The sequence below is a fragment of the Planktothrix sp. genome, assembly GCF_046067725.1.
In the GTDB taxonomy this organism is placed as follows: Bacteria; Cyanobacteriota; Cyanobacteriia; order Cyanobacteriales; family Microcoleaceae; genus Planktothrix.
Genome location: NZ_JBJUDF010000082.1, coordinates 1 through 15,803 on the forward strand (window position 1 = coordinate 1; position 15,803 = coordinate 15,803).

At 40.8% G+C, this 15,803-nt stretch carries 12 protein-coding genes; 2 read left to right on the forward strand and 10 right to left on the reverse strand.

Going from position 1 to position 15,803, the window contains the following annotated elements:
* Positions 1-141: 141 nt before the first annotated feature.
* Both ACKPEB_RS04660 and ACKPEB_RS04665 read right to left on the reverse strand, forming a co-directional pair.
* Entirely contained in the window at positions 142-1,911 is a 1,770-nt protein-coding gene (locus ACKPEB_RS04660) for a hypothetical protein (RefSeq protein ID WP_408963660.1), read from the reverse strand.
* Positions 1,912-2,164: 253 nt separating this feature from the next.
* The gene (locus tag ACKPEB_RS04665; protein ID WP_408963661.1) at positions 2,165-2,821 is read right to left on the reverse strand and encodes a calcium-binding protein; all 657 of its coding nucleotides are present in this window, start codon (positions 2,819-2,821) and stop codon (positions 2,165-2,167) included.
* Positions 2,822-3,048: 227 nt separating this feature from the next.
* Here ACKPEB_RS04665 and surE point away from each other — a divergent pair, with 227 nt between their 5' ends.
* Together surE and ACKPEB_RS04675 are read left to right on the forward strand one after the other, a co-directional pair.
* On the forward strand, positions 3,049-3,870 hold the full coding sequence (gene surE, locus ACKPEB_RS04670; protein WP_408963662.1) for a 5'/3'-nucleotidase SurE: 822 nt from the start codon (positions 3,049-3,051) through the stop codon (positions 3,868-3,870).
* A 184-nt stretch (positions 3,871-4,054) separates the two neighbouring features.
* Complete coding sequence (locus ACKPEB_RS04675; RefSeq protein ID WP_408963663.1) at positions 4,055-4,447, forward strand: hypothetical protein; 393 nt, start codon at positions 4,055-4,057, stop codon at positions 4,445-4,447.
* A 102-nt stretch (positions 4,448-4,549) separates the two neighbouring features.
* On the opposite strand, the gene ACKPEB_RS04680 is transcribed toward ACKPEB_RS04675, so the two are convergent.
* The 8 genes from ACKPEB_RS04680 to ACKPEB_RS04715 all read right to left on the reverse strand — a co-directional run bounded on the left by ACKPEB_RS04680 (position 4,550) and on the right by ACKPEB_RS04715 (position 15,575).
* Positions 4,550-5,644, reverse strand: coding sequence for an ArsA family ATPase (locus ACKPEB_RS04680; RefSeq protein ID WP_408963664.1), 1,095 nt, complete (start codon positions 5,642-5,644; stop codon positions 4,550-4,552).
* A 215-nt stretch (positions 5,645-5,859) separates the two neighbouring features.
* The gene (locus ACKPEB_RS04685) at positions 5,860-6,066 is read right to left on the reverse strand and encodes a DUF2862 domain-containing protein (protein ID WP_408963665.1); all 207 of its coding nucleotides are present in this window, start codon (positions 6,064-6,066) and stop codon (positions 5,860-5,862) included.
* 90 nt (positions 6,067-6,156) lie between these two features.
* The gene (locus ACKPEB_RS04690) at positions 6,157-6,381 is read right to left on the reverse strand and encodes a hypothetical protein (protein WP_408963666.1); all 225 of its coding nucleotides are present in this window, start codon (positions 6,379-6,381) and stop codon (positions 6,157-6,159) included.
* Between the two features lie 147 nt (positions 6,382-6,528).
* Positions 6,529-8,010 (reverse strand): dolichyl-phosphate-mannose--protein mannosyltransferase, encoded by a 1,482-nt coding sequence (locus ACKPEB_RS04695; protein WP_408963667.1) that lies wholly within the window; start codon positions 8,008-8,010, stop codon positions 6,529-6,531.
* A 121-nt stretch (positions 8,011-8,131) separates the two neighbouring features.
* Positions 8,132-9,469 (reverse strand): response regulator, encoded by a 1,338-nt coding sequence (locus ACKPEB_RS04700; RefSeq protein ID WP_408963668.1) that lies wholly within the window; start codon positions 9,467-9,469, stop codon positions 8,132-8,134.
* 559 nt (positions 9,470-10,028) lie between these two features.
* Positions 10,029-11,360 (reverse strand): glucose-6-phosphate dehydrogenase assembly protein OpcA, encoded by a 1,332-nt coding sequence (opcA, locus tag ACKPEB_RS04705; protein WP_408963669.1) that lies wholly within the window; start codon positions 11,358-11,360, stop codon positions 10,029-10,031.
* A 58-nt stretch (positions 11,361-11,418) separates the two neighbouring features.
* Entirely contained in the window at positions 11,419-12,948 is a 1,530-nt protein-coding gene (gene zwf, locus ACKPEB_RS04710; protein ID WP_408963670.1) for a glucose-6-phosphate dehydrogenase, read from the reverse strand.
* Positions 12,949-13,379: 431 nt separating this feature from the next.
* Entirely contained in the window at positions 13,380-15,575 is a 2,196-nt protein-coding gene (locus ACKPEB_RS04715) for a phosphoketolase (protein WP_408963671.1), read from the reverse strand.
* Positions 15,576-15,803 lie beyond the last annotated feature (228 nt).

Here is a 15,803-nt window from a genome sequence, read left to right on the forward strand (position 1 = left end):
GGAACTTTCGGTTTAGAACCGATTAACGCTTTGGGAGAATTGACCTCTACCTTGACGGGAGCAATCCTTTTCGGGCAAGTCGATTCGTTGAACAAAGAATCTCCCGTCACATCGCTTTGCGATTGACGGTGAGAGTGTCAACTATCCTAAAACCGTAATATTCGGATCATCGGCAATAAAATTAGTGTCGGTGAGTTGAACCGGGGTTATGCCTTGTACTAAACCATAATAGCTGGTTCCTGATTGAATGGCTGTAGAAGGTACGCTTGTTCCACCGTCAAGTTGCACGGTCACCGCCGTTAAGGTGAGTTGGGCAAACGTTGTTCCCGCAGGTAACATGATTTTATCCGTTCCCACAACAAAATCGATGATCAAATCTGCTTGATTTAAACTGGTAGCGGCAATGGAAACTCCGGGTAACACAAAGATATCTGCATCGGCTCCTCCGGTGAGTTTATCTTGATCCGCATCACCAATCAAGTAGTCTGCACCGAACCCGCCATCTAAAACATCTGCACCTTTTCCACCCCGAACAATATCATTTCCCACACCTCCGAATACGGTGTCATTTTCGAGGTTGCCATTGAGTAAATCATCTCCCTCTTGACCATCGAGGTTATCTGACCCTTTCCCTCCGCGAACCGCCGTGCGAATGGTATTGCTAGGAATCGTAACGGTGCGATCACCATCATTTCCTGCACCTGCTAAAATCACATCATCCCCTAAATTGCCATTAATATTGTCAACGGAAGCAGTACCGATAACAAAATCATTACCATTTAAGGCTTGAATGTAAAGATTAGCGGCTGTTGCTGGAACAAACGCGTTATCGGCGGCGTTGGTAAACAGATAAGATGTAATTCCTTGGTCAACAAAGGTTGTATTTCCACCTCCTGGCGCGGGTACATCTGGCCCTGGGTTACTGGCAGAAGTGGTTGGTGTTGTCCAGATGACATTAGAGGTTGGAGGGGGTGCAGTGTTGGGAATATTGGAAGTGAGAATATCTTCCCCTTTGAGGTTAACAACGTTTTCAATGAACCCAGTCCCTGCGGTTTTTGCGGTTGTATCCGCATAAAAATCAACAATTAATAAATCTTTCGTTGAGTCAATTTTGCCATCAAGATCTAAGTCAATTGCCAGATTTTTTCCTTGCCGTTCTAACCCATAACCTGTTGTACTAGGCCCCGATAATAATAACGTTACACCCGGAATATTGAGATGATCTGTAGTGCCTCCAGCATCTTCAATTTGAGTGCCATTCGAGGTAGCCAGAACGGTATAGAAATCATCCCCTAAACCGCCTTTGAGGGTGTCTTTTCCACCTCCACTGAGAATAAAATCACCGGCTGCACCTCCAATAATAATATTATCGCCTGTTGTTCCGGTTAGATTATTAGGAAGACCTGGAGCACCAATGACATTTTCGATTGTAGTAATATTATCGGTGGCAATACTCACAAAAGCATTGTTGTAAACTTCTCCTTTTGTGGATAAATCTACAACGACTTGACTCGCTCCACTGGGAGAACTAGGAGTAACGTTTAAATAGGAAAGGTAGTCATTACCATTTCCCCCATCAACATTATTGATGCCTAAACCGCCAAATAAAGTATCATTTCCTTCGCCACCAAAACCCGTATCATTTCCTTCGCCGAGGATAATACTATCGTTGCCATCTCCGCCATTAATTGGGTTATCATCTCCGGCTCCTGAATCGATGGTATCATCTCCGGCACCACCATCAGCCGCATCAGCTCCACCCAACAATAGGATATTATCATTCCCGGCTAAATCGGAAGGTTGAATCAGAATCAGAGGATTCAAAACTTGACCATCTTTGGTGATGCTAGGAAAGGGAAAAGCACCAATTTGAAGAACGTCACCTAAATCTGTTCCTTGAAAATTAGCCATTTATTGTTACTCTCTTTTTTTGTACAAAATTTAAAAACTAAATTCAAGTTAATTAAAATATCCTCAAGTGTCAAGCTATTATTGGAAGGATTTTTTTAAAAAATTCCTAAATTTTAAGATCAAAGAAAGGCAGAAAAACTGTTAAGATTTGATAGTTTGGTAGCTAAAAGTTCGCCATTAGTTTAATTTTAATATGGCTGATTTTGCTATATAAATTGATGATTTAAATCGAGAATATATAAATCTTGAAACGTCAATTTATGGAAATGAATTGATTCAATAATCCCTCTGGGCTGACATTAGGAATAAAGCCCAATAATTGATTAGACTCAATAACCGTAATTAAGGTTCCAGGGGTTCCACTGAAAACAGAAAAGAGGAGACTAACCTGTGTTTGAGTCAAACCCTGAGTTAAACCGATCTGATCTTCCCCAACCATAAAATCGGTAATCATATCAACAGTATTAATATGACTCATACTAGCACTAACGGGAAGAATAAAAATATCATTTCCTGAATTTCCCGTTAGCCAATCTTGTCCTCGGTCGCCACTTAAAAGATCATTGCCTTCCCCACCCGTGAGGGTATCATTTCCTTGTCCTGCTAATATTGTATCATTTCCGCCTTGACCCTTGAGAACATCATTACCCGGTAATCCTTGTAATGTATCATTCCCATCTGTTCCTGTTAAGAGATCATTACCCGATGTGCCTGATAATAATTCTCCAGGGGGAGTGACTAAGGATGGAATAATCAGTGTTGTTGAGTCAAAAAAGGCATCCTCCCAAATTGGGTTGGGAAGAATCGGGGGTACAATAATCCCTTGAGTTACAGTTTCCTGGCTCGGTGGATTGAATCCCCCAATGTTGATAATCGCAGTACCACCGTCATTAACAAAAAACGTAGACATTTTTAAGGTATAGCAATTGTGAGAACCTGATCAGTTAGGGGTGTTAATGTAAAATCCTGTCAATATTTTAGCTGATACTTTCAGGTCGCATCTGGGGATGTTGCCTTGATCGTTGAATCAAAAATAGGCATTTACGGATACACTAAATGAGGAATTCATTTTCGGGTTGTCGGGTTTTTTTTCGATTGGCTGAAGCAATATTCGTTTTCATTTTCCCATAATGTCGTATGAAACTGTTAATTAGTAATGATGATGGGGTTTTTGCCCAAGGAATTCGGAGTTTAGCGAATGGTTTAGCCGCAGTTGGTCATGAAGTGACGGTGGTATGTCCTGACCGAGAACGATCTGCAACGGGTCATGGTTTAACCTTACATCATCCGATTCGGGCTGAACAGGTAGAAAATATTTTTGAACCTTCAGTTACAGCTTGGGCTTGTTCAGGAACTCCGGCGGACTCGGTGAAAGTAGGACTATTTGGAATTCTCGATAGCCCTCCTGACTTAGTTTTAGCCGGAATTAATCATGGGCCGAATGTGGCAACGGATATTCTGTACTCTGGTACGGTTTCGGCGGCAATGGAAGGTTTTATTCAAGGAATTCCTAGTATTGCTTTTAGTTTAGGCAGTTATTCTTCACGGGAATTTCAAGCAACCGTTGAATTTGCTCAACAGTTAATTCAAACCTTAGAAAAAAATCCTTTACCCGAACCCCTGTTACTGAATATTAATGTTCCTGCTGTTCCCTCTTCAGAGATTAATGGAGTGATGATAACTCGTCAAGGCATTCGTCGTTATGTGGATATTTTGGAAAAACGCCTTGATCCTAGAGGAAAAACCTATTATTGGCTTGCCGGAGAATTAATGGAAGATGTTGAACGTTTAAATACACCGTCTGAAGGCGATCAGTTAATCACAGATGTTCATGCGTTACGTCAACATTTCATCACGATTACTCCATTACAATATAATCTTACCCATGTTGCAGAATTATCAAAGTTACAAACTTGGTCAGAAACCTTACCCATTAAGACTGAAGATCTGAAGAGCTAGAATTAAGATCGTTAGCATTAGAAGTTCTTCTCTACAAATGTTAACGTTTCTCAATGATACACTCTCTATCCTTAGAGGTAGACTAGAAGTAATAGGAAGCAGAAATACATCCCACTACCCAAGCGGTTGCCAGTTTCTCCCGTTTCGATGAACCCTTAGTTTTCTACGTTTGAGTCCAGTTGTTATGAACGCAGATACTTTTAATACTCATTCTGTTACTTGCCCCATTTGCCATCATACGAGCATTTTGCCTTCAGTCGGAATGTTAGGTGGACTGTTTACCTGCCCTCATTGCCATACCCATTTTGTCATGAGTCGAAGTGGTCATTATGTCCGAGATCCCTTTTGTCTTCAACAATGTGCTGTTGCGCAAATGCTTCGACGCCAAAGTCATCCCTTTGCTCGAATTCGACGAGATTTAAGCTTAACCAGAGGATTACCTCTGTTAGCGGTCATTAGTAGTCTTTTGTTCCTTGGAATAGCAGTTACAATTAATGACAAATTCAACTTTAATCCTCAAACACTGGATTCTAAAATCGAGCCTTCTCCTCATTCTTCTTCGGCTGATCCGTATTAATCATTAATATCAATCTTTTGAATTGCCAAGATTTTAAGTACCTCTGACCGTTGGCTGTCAACAGTCAATCGTCAACAGTCAACAGTCAACAGTCAATCCCGGTTAAAAACTAATGGTTAAGTAACCATTTTGAAACTTCGCCCCGGTGACAGGTTTTCCCGTTAAGGCAGGGGGAAGGAAGATGTTCCGCCGTTGATCTCCGGCTTCTATTGTGACCTCTGGGCCGTATTGAGTCAGCTTTACTTGTTTTTTGTCAAAACTCGGTAAGAACAGGCTAACCTTACGTTGTGCTACATCAATATCAATGGGTTTGGGAGCGAGTTGAGCTTGGGTAAAATCGGGTAAGGAGTCTAACAGAGGTTGCCAATTTTGACCGGAACGTTGTGGAATGACACTCACTGCTAATGGCACAAATGCTTCTGCAATGGGTTCTGTTAATAATGCTTGATTTAAGAGTACCCCGCCAATGGTTAACCCCACCTGTTGAGCACTTCCCCATAAATATCGAGCAGTTGCGATCGCGACTTCATCTTCATTTGTGACTAAATAAGCCGCCACTCGGTTCGGGTCTGATACGGCGACTCTTCCTTGCTCCAAAATATTATTCATATCTTGAGTGGGTTTAGCAAAGGTATCCCCAGAAATATCAATACTGAGAACGCTAGTGGCGATGGGTTGAACAAAGGGAGATAAGGCTTTGCCTAAGTCTGATTCCATAAATATATTGCGAAAACGGCGAATATACCAGCTTAAAATTTCTGGCATTCCCAACATTCTTAGGGTTTCTTGACTGGCTAACCCGTCATAAATAATCACATCATAATCGCCACTGGCATCATATTGACGAATTGCATTTAAAGCCAGGGCACTATCCATCCCCGGTAAAATTCCCAATTCCTGACCGTAAACGCTCTTAAAAAAGGGAGTCCGAACATATTGGTTTTCTAGCTTTTTAATTTCTTCCCAACTGTGTTCAAGTAAAAGCGCACTTTTGAGTTGAACTGCTTTTAAATTGTTGGTGATCGGTGTGGGATCACAACCAACTTCGGTTTCTAGCAAAAGTTTCCAGGCGGGACTTCCATCTTGTCCCACTAACAACACCCGCTTACTACTCGCCGCCAATTGTTGAGCGGCTGCGATCGCTAGGGTTGTCCGACCTGTACCACCTTTGCCCAAAAATGTTAATGTCAGGGCCATCTATTCCGTCCTAATCTCGCTCAGGAAAATTTGATCATCCAATCGCCTTGATCCTATCGCAAGTTTTTTGAAAATTGATCTAGCCCAACGAAGGATTAAAACCCCAAAGCCTTTAAAGGCTCATCTGCAAGGAGGGCTGGGTTTCCCAACTCCTACCGCTACACTTGCAAATGAGCCTCTTAGTCTTTCCTGTCCGTCCCGCAATGCGGAGGGTTTTAACGAGAGATTTCTAGTTCATCTTCAAAGAACCAGGTTGATGTTTTGTTATCGAGTTGAACAATAAAACCTACTCCACTTCCATCAACCATTTTGAAACCTTTAACAGTTCCAAACGGATTTTGCTTTAACTGATTGACAACATCATTCGGGACTCGCTCTCTGATTCGGCGAACTTTTACTCTTTGACCAATTTCAATTGCCACGTCCGGTGTTCTCCTTGGGGTATTAACCAACTCACATTTAGTTTAATATGTCATTGCCCTACATCAAACCCCTGAATCTCGGTGATTGGATCAAGGAGGAGATTCAGAGGAAGGAAGCCCATCTTTCAATGGCGACAAGTTAATCTGAATTTCTGGTTCGGCTGTATCTGAATTAATGTTGGTTCTATTTTTTTTTGAGAGATCGGCTAATGACCAAGTTAAACTGAGAATGGCGAGTTTTGCGATCGCATCTAATTGTTGATTTTGAGATTCTTTACTCAAGTTTGATTTAGGATTAGAGTCATTAGTATTCATAGGACTAAATTCATTAAAAACCTAAATTCATTATTTCCTATGTGGGTTAAGCTTTCCGTAAGATGTGCTGATTTTTTTTGTGATAATGATTAATGATCTTGGTGATTTACCTCACAATATCTTCTCAACAGTGCTAAATCCTGAAAATTAAATCCATGATGGCAGCCACATCCGCAGTTTCCATTGGCTAGGGGACAATGGCAGACCTAAGTATAATGGCATCCAATACAAAAAACCGAATAAAACCAGGAAAATTACCGTCCCTCCCAGCCAACGAAATCGCTTTTTAGGACTATACAACCCTCGTTCTAACCCCCAACCCAAAGCCATACAGCTAAAAACAAACCCTGTCATATAATGGTACATAAATAAACAGCGAGTTACCTTAACCCAGGGTAATAAATTCGCTAACCAATTCAGGGTAATAAAGAGGATTAACCCTTGTTCCGGTGGGGGAATAAATTGTACAGATAATTTGGGTTTTAGCTGGGGAAATCGCCGTGTTAAACCCATCCAAACTTGTTGAATTAATATTCCCATTAATAACAGACTGGCTAAAGTCGATAACCACCATAAAAAGGGGTTCCCCATCGCATGAACCGCATAAACGAGCGGGAGTTGGTCAGGATGATGGACGGGTAAAATCGGATCAGGTGCAGTGGTGCTATCAACTTTGGTGTAAAAATAGGCGACGGGTCGTAACATCAAAATCCAACTGTACCATTTTGAACAATAAGGATGAACTTTTGCTCCATCTCCTAAGTTTTGATGATAAGACCAAATTTTGGTTTGAAGTCCCCAAAGTCCAGGGGTAGGATTTTGTTGTACATGGGGAAGCCAAGCAACGATATAAACAATAATTGGAATGATAACTAAACTGACTAACATGGAAATAGGTGTTAGTTTATTTAAGTTCTCCAAGGGAGAATTAAAGGCATAGTTAGGGCGTAAATTTTCTGATTTATTTAGAAATATTTTTCTGGTAAAAGCACTCAATAATATTAGATAAATCCCTAATAAAAATGCTAATCCATTCCATTTTGTTGCAATTGCACAGCCTAATCCTATTCCTGATAAAATCAGCCAAAACCAACGATAACGACCTGTTTTTGTTAACGCTATTAAAAAAAATAATTGCCCTAATAGTCCAAAAAATACAATATAAATATTACTCAAAGCATAGCGAGATTCAACTAAAAATAATCCATCCATTGCCATTAGAAAAGTCGCAATTAAGGTATAGCTTCGGCGATGAGTAAGTTGATAAGCGATCGCACCAACGATTAAGGGAATAAACGAACCGAATAAAGCATTAAACCAGCGATAACTCCAGGTTGATAGAGTTGAACCTGCTAAATTATTCACTGTTTCTTGTCCAAAGGGCAGTTGAGAACCGAGCCAAATTCCCATTGCAATTAAATATTGACTGAGGGGAGGATGGGAATTAAAAAATGGAGTATGGGTTAAATAATTATTGCCAAATTTAGCATAATAAACTTCGTCAAATACTAAAGTATTAAATCGATTTAACCCCCAAAATCTTAAAAATATAGATCCTATAAATATTAATAACATTCCCAAATTAAACCCAGAGATTTTAATTTTAAATCGAGATTTTCTATTGATCATAATGGTTAGAGTAAATCCTTAAATCTTGGCTACAGATCATAACAGAGCCAGGACTAATCAATTTTAACATTACCCATTCCCTATTCGTAATTCGTAATTCGTAATTCGTAATTCTAAATCTCTAAATCTCTAAGTCTTTACAAATGGGTATTTCTATAATAAACTCTGATCCTTCTCCTAGCTGAGAGTTACATAATAATCGTCCTTTATGGATCTCTTCAATAATTTGGCGACTAATGGATAAGCCTAACCCGGTTCCTTTTCCAACGGGTTTTGTGGTGAATAAATAATCAAAGGCACATTTTTTAGTCTCCTCGGACATTCCTGTGCCATTGTCCTTAACTGAAATAGCAACCGCACGACTATTAGAGACTAAATAAGTTGAAATTGTAATTTGATTCGGGTTTTGAAGTAACTCTTGATAGGATAGATTTTTGCTGGCTTCATTTAACGCATCAATGGCATTGGTAATTAAATTCATAAAGACTTGATTTAATTGACCTGGATAGCATTCAACCATCGGCATTTGCCCATAGTTTTTAATAATTTTAATATCAGGACGATGATCCGTTGCTTGTAATAAATGTTTTAGGATTAATAATGTACTTTCTAAGCCTTCATGAATATTAAATGCAACTTGAACTTTGGTATCACTTCGGGAAAAGGTGCGTAAACTTATACTAATATTAGAAATTCGATCAGTTCCTAATTTCATCGAAGAAATCAGTTTAGGAAGATCTTCTACTAAATAATCTAAATCAATAGAATCCGCATGATCAATCAAAGCCGGATCAGGATTCGGATAATAATTTTGATAGAGTCTTAAATGATTAATTAAATCATTAATATAAATACTAGCGTGATTCAAATTCCCGGCAATAAAGTTAATGGGATTATTAATTTCATGGGCAACTCCAGCAATTAAATGTCCTAAAGTTGACATTTTTTCGCTTTGAACTAATTGCATTTGCGACTGTTTCAAATCTTCTAACGCTTGAGATAATTCTCCAGTTCGTTCTAAAACTCGTTGCTCTAATTCTTGATTTTTTTCTAATAGTTTTTGAGTCAGATAGCTAATTTTTAAATGAATTTTAATCCGAGCAATCACTTCTTCCGCCTGAAACGGTTTCGTAATATAATCCACAGCCCCAATCGATAAACCTCGAACCTTCTCTAACTTATCCGTTACTGCGGTCATAAAAATAATCGGAATATCATGGGTTTGGGGATTAAGTTTTAATTTTTTGCACGTTTCAAACCCATCAATTCCGGGAATCATCACATCTAATAAAATTAAATCAGGTTGCTTAAGTTCTGCGAGTTTAATGGCTTGAATACTGTGGGTTGCAATTAAAAATTTCCAGCCACAATTATCTATAAAACCCGACAGTAAATTAAGGTTTGTTGGGCTATCATCAACAATTAATATAGTCGTTTCTCTAAATGAGTTGGAGTTCATATCGAGTGAAATCTATGTTTTATGGATCAATCAGAATTGTTCCAGCAGAAAAAAATTACTATCTCAACTCAACTTTACTATAAAAGTAAACGACAATTAATTTATCGATTCATGTTGAAAGCTTGCAACCCGCGAAACAAAAGCCTTAAGACTTTACTGATAATCCTAGTCACGATTTTTATAGATAATAGGGATCTAAACCTATTTTATGAGAGGGGACAAAATTTGACAGTGACATCTATCACAAGGAATACAACAGAAAAAAAATACCCCAGGGTGGGGTGTTTGTCCCAGGGCTGTTTCATTTTCTCCTAAAAACCTTTTTTACCCGACTTTTAAATCTTTTTTAATATCCCTAAACTCTCTTATGAAGAGAGGAAAAAGGAAGAATATTTTTATTCTGAAAGGGGAGCAATTAATATTACTAAATACCATTTCTGATTGAAGAGTAACAGAAATTCTCCCCTCTCCATGGAGTCGAGGGGTTCGGGGAGAGGTAACAGAGGAATTTGCTCCTAGCATGAAACAGCCCTGGGGGATAATACGGTCTCCAGCAAGACTACCGTAATTTCAAAAGTTGAGCCGTGACAGCCAAGCTTTCCTCATAGAGCACATCCCGTCCCCAACGTTGTAGTTGTTGCGCCATCAGAGACTCGGCTTTTTGATCCGTTGCGGCAATTACTTGTTCTGTCCGACAAGATTGAGCACTTCCTCCGGCTTCCATCCGCATACATCCGGTTGTTTCAGAACATAATATCGTGCAGCAGTTGGCATGAGGATTTCCAGAAGTTAACCGTAACCCCACTAAATCCCCTGGAATTTCACCATAATCCGCCGTAGGAATTGCCGCCAGTTCCGCTAAGATTTCTTTATCATTCGGCCCAATAAACCGAATATGTTTGATTTCATAATCTCCATCTTGATCGATAAAGGAAACAGGTTTCCACTCTAAACGGCTGGCAAACCACCCTAAAAACATTAAAGCTTGGGCGGCATTGCCTTTTTCATAATCAAGGGTAATATTATCAATTTCGACTAAGGAAGTTCTGCGTTCTGGGGGATCAAAGGCAGAGGCGGTTAATTCTTGCCAAGGAGAAAGTCGATGCCAATTTAAGTCCGCAATATAGGTTTCTTGCTCAATTAAATCCTGCATTTTCAACAATTCCGATTCTGGATCGCTAAAATAAGAGGAATCCACAATCACACAATTGCAACAACTGGATAATTGTTTAAACAATTCTTGTTCAGGATTTGGGGTCGCTTTCCACCAAACAAATTTCGGTAAATCGGGAATCATTAAGGATGAAACCACATTTCCGACTCGTTCTAAGGCGGCTTTAGTTCCCCGCAGGGTGATGTATTCACAACACACTAACCCTTCTTCATGTTTTTTCTGAATCGGGCAATAGGCGGACACTTGGGCTGTGACTCCGGTATCTTCTCCGAAAGTTGGACACAGCGTAATAATTCGGCAAGGATTTTGGGCTGCGATGGTTTCACTAATACTAAATCCCCGTGCATCGAGATTAGTAATTGTTTGTTTTGAAGCCGGAAGTTTAGCAAATTCCTCGCGTAATTTTGTTAAGGTATCAGGATCAACTCGTCCGGTAATCGGTAAATCATAGCGTTTTTGGGCTTCTTTAATCGCTTCGCGGGTGGCTGTGCCATGAATCCCATCAATACTGGCTGTATAGAATCCTAAAGCTCCTAACAATTGTTGAAATTCTTCCGGTTCATAAACCACCATGCTGAAGGTTGCAGCACGAGTGGCAATGGCTGTGGTTTTGCCATTTCCAATATTTTGACTCAGCCAAATACTATTTAATTCCGCTTCAATTTGGCTCAGAGAAATATCCTTTGGTTTTTGTAATGCAACAAGAGGTGTAGTCATATCGGTTATTAGTTATGATTTGTGGGGGCGGGGTTTTTCCGCCCAACTGATCTACGGATTACAATCGACGCCAACGGCGACCATCTCGGTTAAGTAGAAGTTCCGATTCTACTGGCCCCCAAGTTCCGGCTTCATAGAGCGGAATAGACTCAGCCGGAGCCGGAGCGTCCCAGATTTCTAGGACAGGGGTGAGCACTTGCCAAGACGCTTCGACTTCATCGCCCCGTGTAAACAAGGTTTGATCGGCTAACATACAGTCAATCAATAAACGAGCATAGGCATCTGTATTCGGTTTACCAAAGGCGGTATCATAGCGAAAATCCATATCAACAGAACGAGTCCGCAGAGAGTTTCCGGGGGTTTTCACTTCAAAGCGCATGGAGATTCCCTCATTAGGTTGAATTCTCAACACTAAAACATTCGGGTTAGCCTGTTTTGCGGCGGACTGAAACATTAAATAAGGAACTTCTTTAAACTGAATGGCGATTTCTGTGACTTTTTTCGGCATTCGTTTTCCGGTTCGCAGATAGAACGGTACTCCTTTCCAGCGCCAATTATCAATATAAAATTTTAACGCAGCATAAGTGGGGGTGGTGGAGTAGGAAGCTGCTCCTTCTTCGGAGCGATATCCTGGAACTTGTTGACCGTTCATCCAACCGGGGGTATATTGTCCCCGCACCGCAGAATATTCTAAATAATTAATATCAGCCAGGTGGGTGGCTTGAACCACCTTAACTTTTTCATTGCGAATACTATCCGCATCAAGGGAGTTGGGAGGTTCCATTGCGGTTAAGGAAAATAACTGCATCAGGTGGTTTTGCACCATATCCCGCAGTGCCCCGGAGGTTTCATAATAACCCGCCCGTCCTTCTAAACCGACGGTTTCCGCAACGGTAATTTGGACGTGATCAACAAATTGACGGTTCCAAAGAGGTTCAAAAATGGCATTAGCAAACCGAAACACCATCAGGTTTTGAACCGTTTCTTTCCCAAGATAATGATCAATACGATAAACTTGTTCTTCAGAACAGACTTGACGAACCACTCGGTTGAGCACCTGAGCCGAACCTAAATCTCGACCAAAGGGTTTTTCAATGACTAAACGCTGCTTTTTCGGGTCGGTGAGCATTCCAGCCGCACCCAGTTGTTGAATTGCTTCGGCGAAGAAACGCGGGGCGACAGATAAATAAAAGACGCGGTTTCCTCGGGTGCGGCGAAGTTCATCGAGTTCACTTAAAAAGCCTTTAAGTTTTTGATAACTTTCGGGTTCATCCATATTCCCCGAACAATAAAAAATCCCTTGAGCAAAATCATTCCACAGGGTTTCTGAATATAAACCACTGCCAAACTCTTCCACCCCTTGCCGCAAATGTTCACGGAAAAAATCATGACTCCACTCCCGACGAGCTACCCCAACAATGGTGAATTCTGGGGGGAGTTTGCGCTCTAATTTCATTTGATAGAGCGCTGGAACTAATTTACGTTGGGTTAAATCTCCCGATGCACCAAAAATCACTAAAATCTGGGGTTCGGGAATTCGATCTTGTTGTAGTCCTACCCGCAGGGGATTTTCAATAAGTGTAACCATTTCGATTCCTTTTGCGATCAATTAATCATAATCATCTTTTTTTAGAACTAATCCAGTCAAGGAGCATTGTTGACCACTGTGAACCTCTAAGAGCAGTTTTAAGGGTTGATGAGGCTTGAGTTCCAATTATAAGGAATTTTCCCAATGATGGTCTTTGTCGATTTAAAACTTTTGTTTAATTTAAGATTATCTGCCTGAAAATGGCAAAGGACAACCCCCACGAAACCCGGTTTTTGAGTTCTTGGGGGGTTGCCCTAATTTGTGAAAATGCTCACAGGGCTGACTCTGGAAATTTATGGGGTAACGGGAATCAGTTTTTTTTCCCAGGAAGCCACAATACAAATTGATCAGGTAGCGATGCGCCAGCAAACATGACTGGTGCGATCGCTCTTTTTAACCTGAAAATGAAACAGCCCTGGGTTAGATGACTACTAATGAATCAACTCAATCGCTCGTTTCGTCAATGCTTCGGAAGTAATGCCATTAAATGCCATTAACTCCCCAGCACTGGCGGTGGTTTCACCTCGTTTCCAGGCAAAGGTATCCCGCTTAGAATTGCTGCGTAACATAATCGGTTCTAACATCAAACTTGAACCTCCTGTTACTCCAATTAACGCATCTCCAGCAAATAGTTTGTTAAAGGTTTCATCACTGGCAAAATCGTTATCCGGTTCTGAACAAGTCTCAGATAAAACATCATGAGATCGATATAAACGTCGGGGATTAATAATAGAAACAATTCGCACCCCAATGCCTTCCGTTTCCAAAAATGCCGCCGCTTCAAACACCGGAATTAAGGTCATATCCCCAATCACTGCAAACACAACGGTTTTATCTCCGGGGACTTCCTGTAACACCACAGCCCCATCTTTTAACCCTTGGCGGGTTTGTTCAAAAGTGGTGCGGATGGGTAAGGGGGACTTACTGGCAGTAATAATAATTCCTTTATTTTTGGTCGTTAATGCCCAATCGTAGCACACTTGAATGCTATTAGCATCAGGAGGGAATACCGGGAAAACGTTACCATTGCGCATCATGGCGGCGAAATAGGCTTCAATTTCCGGGCGTTGGTGTGTCCAGCCGTTGCGACCTTGTTCTAAGGCGCCTGCGGTGAATAAACAAACGGTTGAGGGGGTAGCACGCCGTAACTCTGCCATGGCTTGGGTAACGGTTTGCAAAATCGGAACCCCGTTAATGGCAAAAGATTCATAAGAACACCATAATGTACGTGCTCCTAATAAGGATAATCCGACTGCTAATCCTGCACAAGCATCTTCACTTAAAGGTTCATAAACTTGACCTTGGGGTTGTTGGAAATAAGTATGATCCGTTGTCGGGTGAATAATCTTTAATCCTTGGTTAATATTGTTAATTCCAGAAGCCGCATTTCCATCAGCATTGGTGACAATAAAATGGGGATCTTTTTGCCCGACATGAACCACTAATGCCCCCATTGCGGTTGTTGCCACTTTCGGTTCACCGCCGACTGGATATTCTTCTAAGGGCAGTTGACCAAGCTCTGGTAAATGGTAATCAAACTCACTGACAACAGTTTTAGATGCCGGGCCACCATTGGCTCGTTCTAAATTGGTGCGGACTAATTCCCAAGCTGCGATCGGTAAGGCTCGTTCTTTTAAAGCATTAACAATGTGGGGACTATCCAAGGTATCCCCCGGATAAAGATTATGAGATTTTGCACCGCGAGCGTGAACTCCTGCCCCTTTTAACTGTTTAATAATAAAGACGGTTAATTGACCTCCTAAAGCCGATTTTGCCGCTTTATTCATTGCCACTAAAATGGCTTGGGTAAATTCAATTCGTTTTTGAATAGAAAAAGCGGTACTATCAACATAATCACCGGGTTGATTTTGGTCATCAAAATTTTTAGCATCAACTAAAATCACTTCGGAAAATCCGTTACCTTTCCAATAGGCAATCATTTCTTCATTGGTTTTTGTCGAAACCATGCTATGATGCTCTTGGCTGTAACCGTTCCACACCAACACGGGTAAAAAATTGGTGACTTGAGGATAGGCGGTGTTGAAGTGGATCATGCTGCTCATTGGGTAAGGTTCCCCCATGCCACCATCACCCAGGGTAAAGGGAAACAAAATATTGCGGTGTAATAACGCAGCCGCCATAGCAAAATGTTGTCCCTGTCCTAATGGCCCTGCGGGGTTGAGCAAACCGGGAATATAACCGGAAAGGTGGCCTAAAAGTCCATGTTTTTCACGGAAGCGATCGCGCAATTGTTGAACCGTGAAAATCCCCATATCTTCTAGGGAACGATCTAAGAATACCGCACTATAAAACCCTGGAGCATGGTGTCCCACTTCCGTCATAATATTTTTATGACCAAGCATGACTAAAGCCGCATAAGCTTCGACACTAGACGCAAAGCCACCCGGGTGTCCAGACGCTTTACTGGCGGTAATTTGCACGGTTAAATAACGCAGTGCATCAGCATAAAGTAAGGTTTGATAGGCGGCTGCGACATCATGGGGATCAGAAATGGCGATACTATTTTCAGCAATAATCGGGGTTTTACCATAGGTGTCAAATTCGGGGAAACTTTCGTTAAAATACTGAATTCCTTGACAAAATTCTGGTAATGTTGTTGCTGTCATGTTTAATCCCTTCTCGGTCGTTCTAAATTTTTGAGTTAAGATTTATTTTACAATTCCTTGTCCCTAAAAATGATTATATTTTCCTACAGGGGTAATAAATAAAAATCATTGATTTATATAAATAGACAAACGGGATATTAATAAATTATACCAATGAATTGAAAGTTAAAAGCTACACAATTTATTTTTACGATTTTTTGCTCAAGTTGACACAAATCAAGACGACCC

Excerpts from the sequence above, each read along its gene's own strand:
- ACKPEB_RS04660 (WP_408963660.1), bottom strand. The coding sequence starts at position 1,911 with ATGGCTAATTTTCAAGGAACAGATTTAGGTGACGTTCTTCAAATTGGT.
- ACKPEB_RS04665 (WP_408963661.1), bottom strand. The coding sequence starts at position 2,821 with ATGTCTACGTTTTTTGTTAATGACGGTGGTACTGCGATTATCAACATT.
- surE (WP_408963662.1), top strand. The coding sequence starts at position 3,049 with ATGAAACTGTTAATTAGTAATGATGATGGGGTTTTTGCCCAAGGAATT.
- ACKPEB_RS04675 (WP_408963663.1), top strand. The coding sequence starts at position 4,055 with ATGAACGCAGATACTTTTAATACTCATTCTGTTACTTGCCCCATTTGC.
- ACKPEB_RS04680 (WP_408963664.1), bottom strand. The coding sequence starts at position 5,644 with ATGGCCCTGACATTAACATTTTTGGGCAAAGGTGGTACAGGTCGGACA.
- ACKPEB_RS04690 (WP_408963666.1), bottom strand. The coding sequence starts at position 6,381 with ATGAATACTAATGACTCTAATCCTAAATCAAACTTGAGTAAAGAATCT.
- ACKPEB_RS04695 (WP_408963667.1), bottom strand. The coding sequence starts at position 8,010 with ATGATCAATAGAAAATCTCGATTTAAAATTAAAATCTCTGGGTTTAAT.
- ACKPEB_RS04700 (WP_408963668.1), bottom strand. The coding sequence starts at position 9,469 with ATGAACTCCAACTCATTTAGAGAAACGACTATATTAATTGTTGATGAT.
- opcA (WP_408963669.1), bottom strand. The coding sequence starts at position 11,360 with ATGACTACACCTCTTGTTGCATTACAAAAACCAAAGGATATTTCTCTG.
- zwf (WP_408963670.1), bottom strand. The coding sequence starts at position 12,948 with ATGGTTACACTTATTGAAAATCCCCTGCGGGTAGGACTACAACAAGAT.
- ACKPEB_RS04715 (WP_408963671.1), bottom strand. The coding sequence starts at position 15,575 with ATGACAGCAACAACATTACCAGAATTTTGTCAAGGAATTCAGTATTTT.